Raw genomic sequence first — 3,144 nt, forward strand, 5'->3', positions numbered from 1 at the left:
GCCGGGGCCGGAGCCGCGGCGTCGGCGGCTCGGCCGTGGTGGCCTCATCGGCCTGGCGACCGGCACCCTGGCGCTGGCGGCCGCGCTCACGCTCCTCTGGACCGGGTCGCCCGGGGGCGGCGGGCTGCCGGACGGCTGGGAGGTGCGGGAGGAGCCCCGCTTCCGCATGAACATCGCGGTCCCGGAGGGCTACACGCGCAGTGTCGAGGACGTCCGCGAGGGCGACGATCCGCACGTGCTGTACACGTCACCCGACGGCATCTACGTCATCGAGGTGTGGCTACGGCCCGCCGAGCCGGGTAGCGCCCTGCAGGCCGCGGGCGCGCAGCTCGGCGACTTCGAGGATCGGACCGGGCTCTACGACGAGGTCGAGGGCGACTTCTGGGAGGCCGAGTTCCAGGAGGGCGAGGCGGCCGAGATGTCCGTCACCACCCTGACGGACCCGGAGGAGCCCAGGACGCAGCGGATGGCCCTCTTCTACGGGGTGGAGGAGGACGAGGCGATGTGGCGCGTCCAGGTGGTCATGCCGGGTGAGGAGGGCCAGGCGCGGGCCCACGGTGAGGAGCTCTACGCGGACGTGATCGACAACCTGGAGCTCGACGTGGCCGACGCCACGTGAGCCCCCCGGGCCGGTGCCGGTGCCGGTGCCGGGTGCCGGGTGCCGGGTGCCGGGTGCCGGGTGCCGGGTGCCGGGACGTGAGGGTCCCGGCGTCCGTTCCACCGTTCTCGTACGGTCCTCGCACGGCCGTCGTCCGCCGCCGTGGCACCGACCACGGCGGGACGCCGGACCGCGCGGTCCGAACCGCGTAGCGGTACGAGGTCAGCCGACCGCCGCCAGCGCCAGCACCGCCGCCAGTACGCCCCCCACCGCCAGCACCGCGCCCGTGGCGACGAACGTCCGCAGCGGCACCCGCAGGCCGCCCGCCTGGCACCGCTCGAACCAGAGCAGGGTGGCGAGCGACGCCCACGGGGTGACCAGCGGGCCCACGTTGGTGCCGATCAGCAGCGCGAGGAGCTGGTCCTCGTTGCCGACCGGCACCGCCGCCTCGCCGGCGAGGTAGACGGGCAGGTTGTTCAGCACGTTGGAGAGCCCGGCGCCGATCCCCGCCGCGCGCAGCATGCCGCCGAGGTCGTCGGCCGTCCCGATGGCCGAGGCCAACAGGTCGTGCAGGCCGTGCGCGTTGACCGTTTCGACCACCAGGAACATCCCCGGCACCAGCACCAACAGCCGCCACGGCACGAGCGAGACGCGGAGCACCGCGCGGCGCCGCACCGCGAACGCGGCCACCGCGACCGCCGCCGCGGCGCCCGACGCGATCCAGAGCGGGACGTCAGCGAGCAGGATCGCCAGCAGGAAGCCGGCGCAGGCGAGGCCGCAGACCCGGAACAGCGCCGGATCCGTGGGCCGGTGCGGGGCGGGAACGCCGTAGGCGTCGGCACCGCGCCGGCCGCGGCGCCAGAAGAACCCCCACAGGCAGGCCGCCGTCACCGCGATCGCCGCCACCTGCGGCGCCCACATCCGGCCGGCCAGTTCGAGCGAGGAGAGCGCGACGCGGTCGGCGGCGAGCAGGTTCGTCAGGTTGGAGACGGGGAGCAGCAGGCTGGCCGTGTTGGCCAGCCACACCGTGGTCATGGCGAGCGGCAACGCCGCGATCCCGACGCGGGAGGCCAGCGCGAGCATGACGGGCGTCAGCAGTACGGCGGTGGTGTCGAGGTTGAGGGCGACGGTGGTGAACGACGCGAACACGACGCACAGCAGGAACAGCCGCCCGTACGTGCCGCCGCCCGCCCGCGCCACGTTCGTCGCGACCACGTCGAAGACCTCGGCGCGGCTGACGAGTTCGGCCAGCACGATGACGCTGCCGAGGAACGCGAGCAGCGGTGCGACGCGGGTCATCGCGTCGCCGGCCGCGTGGGTGGGCAGCAGGCCGGTGGCCAGGAAGACCAGGCCGAGGGCGAGCAGCCCGGCGGACAGCCAGTCGAGCGGGTGGAGGCGATGAGAGCGGAGACGCACGAGGAGAAGAATCCCATCCCGACTTGGTCTAGACCTTGACGGCGCCGTCCCACACCGGCAGTGTGCGGGAGCAACGACCTGAGAGCGCTCTCGGTAATGCCCTTCATGTCGTGCGTCGCCTCGTGCGCGTGGAGGGCCGGAAGGAGTCCCCCCATGCTCTCCCGCCGCAACATCCTCAGGGGCGCCGCGCTCGGCGCGGCCCTCGGCGCGTCGACCCTGGCGGTACGGCCCGGGTTCGCCCACGCGGCCGCCGCCCCGCTCCCGGTGACCGTCGTCAACCGCACCGGCCGGTTCGCCAACGGCTCGATCTGGATCTACATCGTCGGCAACGACGGCACCCGCCAGGTCCGCGTCACGCCGGACGGTCGGCTCCTGCCGGTCTCCCTCGCCGACAACGGACCTGACGGCTATACCGACTACGCCATCCCGCTCGCGGCGAGCGGCGACACCGCCATCCCGCTGCCCTACCTCTCCGGCCGGATCTACGTGGCGCTCGGCGAGAAGCTGCGCTTCCGCGCCGTCCCGGACGGCGCCGGCAACCCGGCGCTGGCCTACCCGGCCGGCTGGGTGCCGAGCGACCCCAACTACCAGGTGCTGCACGACTGCGCGGAGTTCACGTACCGGCCGGACGGCATGTACTGCAACACCACGTCGGTCGACATGTTCAGCGTGCCGCTGGCCATCCGCCTCACCGGCAACGCCGACCAGACCGCCGGCGCCCTCCGCGACGGCGCCCGGGCCCGAGTCTTCGCCGACCTCGCCGCGCACCCCACGTTCGCCCCGCTCGTCCTCGGCGACCGCCGCGTCCTGGCCCCTGGCCACGGCCTGGACGCCGGCCTCTTCCCCCGCGACTACCTCGCCCCGTACGTCGACCGCGTCTGGTCCGAGTACGCGGGCCGGGACCTGACGGTCACCACCAACGCCGGCACCTTCACCGGCCGCGTCAGCGGCGACCGCCTCGTCTTCAACGGCCCGGGCCAGGTGTCCTTCGCCCGCCCCGCCACCCGCGACGTCCTGTTCTGTGACGGCGCGCTGCACGCCCCCAACGACCCCATCACCGGCCCGGTCGCCGCCATCCTGGCCGCCGCCCTCAACCGCGGCACGGCGATCAGCCACCCCAGCCAACCCAC

The 3,144-nt window shown here is 74.1% G+C and carries 2 protein-coding genes and 1 pseudogene; 2 read left to right on the top strand and 1 reads right to left on the bottom strand.

Features of this window, described 5'->3' with window-relative positions; translation table 11 throughout:
* A pseudogene (locus E1283_RS37760) lies at positions 1-619 on the top strand (hypothetical protein); the annotation flags it as partial.
* Between the two features lie 201 nt (positions 620-820).
* Here E1283_RS37760 and E1283_RS34260 read toward each other — a convergent pair.
* On the bottom strand, positions 821-2,014 hold the full coding sequence (locus E1283_RS34260; protein ID WP_207930647.1) for an SLC13 family permease: 1,194 nt from the start codon (positions 2,012-2,014) through the stop codon (positions 821-823).
* A 153-nt stretch (positions 2,015-2,167) separates the two neighbouring features.
* Here E1283_RS34260 and E1283_RS34265 point away from each other — a divergent pair.
* Positions 2,168-3,144: beta-1,3-glucanase family protein (locus tag E1283_RS34265; protein ID WP_132822070.1), on the top strand; the 977-nt coding region annotated here is incomplete at its 3' end.

The sequence above is a fragment of the Streptomyces hainanensis genome, from assembly GCF_004348415.1.
GTDB classification, from domain to species: Bacteria; Actinomycetota; Actinomycetes; order Streptomycetales; family Streptomycetaceae; genus Streptomyces; species Streptomyces hainanensis.